At 47.6% G+C, this 960-nt stretch carries 1 protein-coding gene and 1 pseudogene; both read right to left on the reverse strand.

The features are described from left to right. Nucleotides 1-256 (reverse strand): annotated as a pseudogene (locus LIQ05_RS19285) (ATP-dependent DNA helicase); the annotation flags it as partial. Nucleotides 257-277: 21 nt separating this feature from the next. After that, the coding region (locus LIQ05_RS19290; protein ID WP_226822927.1) for a DUF4240 domain-containing protein at nucleotides 278-960 on the reverse strand (683 nt) is incomplete at its 5' end.

Here is a 960-nt window from a genome sequence, read left to right on the forward strand (position 1 = left end):
CACATCCCGAATAACCGGAATGCAGTACACTATATTTCCGCATCAGGATGCAGGCTGTCAGATAGGCATAGGTCTTTCCGATGCCGACTCCTGCATCACAGAGCGTGATTTCATTTTTCATAAGGGCATCCAGCATTTCATGGCAGAGACGGATCTGTTCTTCCCTTACATGAAGCCCGGCTTCCGGGAGCAGCTCCCGAAAGATCTGTTCCACTTCGCCATGTGCCCTTTTCTGATATTCATTTTTATAACACATTACTTCTCCTTGCCAGAAAGCTTATCTTACCGTACCCTTACGGACGGGTCTGGTCGCTTCCGGTGTATTCTGTCCCTGTTCCTGCATTTTCTTTATGGCAGCATTCCCTCTTGCCATCATCCTTCGGATATCCGTCCGGGAAACATTCCATGTCCTTACTTTCTGAGGAGCTTTCCTTACCTGCTCAGACAAATGGCATTCACAGAGTTTCGGATATACCACCATTGCTTCCGGTAATTCCAGCGGATACTCGATCATGGGATGGTACACAATATCCCGGATCACCTGCTCATAACATTCCATCTGCATTCTTGCCGTACTGTCCTGATAGATATTTTTCCCTTTCATGGCACTGTAGACCTGCGATGAGATGTATCCCAACGCTTCAAAACTACAGTACCCATACGGAGTCACGCCGGAAAGGGAATCCGGATCTTTTAAGGCATTCAGATAAACTTCTTTTCCCTGGGCGATCAGCCACATCCGAAAATCAGAAAAACTGTCATCACTGCACCCTGCTTCCATCATAATACCTGCCGCTGTCCATAAGCCGTACTTATAAGCCGCATCCCGGTAACTGTAAACAAGATTGTGGAATTGGAGGACATCCTCCGGTGTCATATAGAAGAGCTGCTGCTTGATCCACACTGCCGAAGCATCCAGATCGGTGCCGCACACTTCCTTTGCTTTTTCAATCAGATTCC

This window comes from Blautia glucerasea (assembly GCF_020537505.1).
Taxonomy (GTDB): Bacteria; Bacillota; Clostridia; order Lachnospirales; family Lachnospiraceae; genus Blautia_A.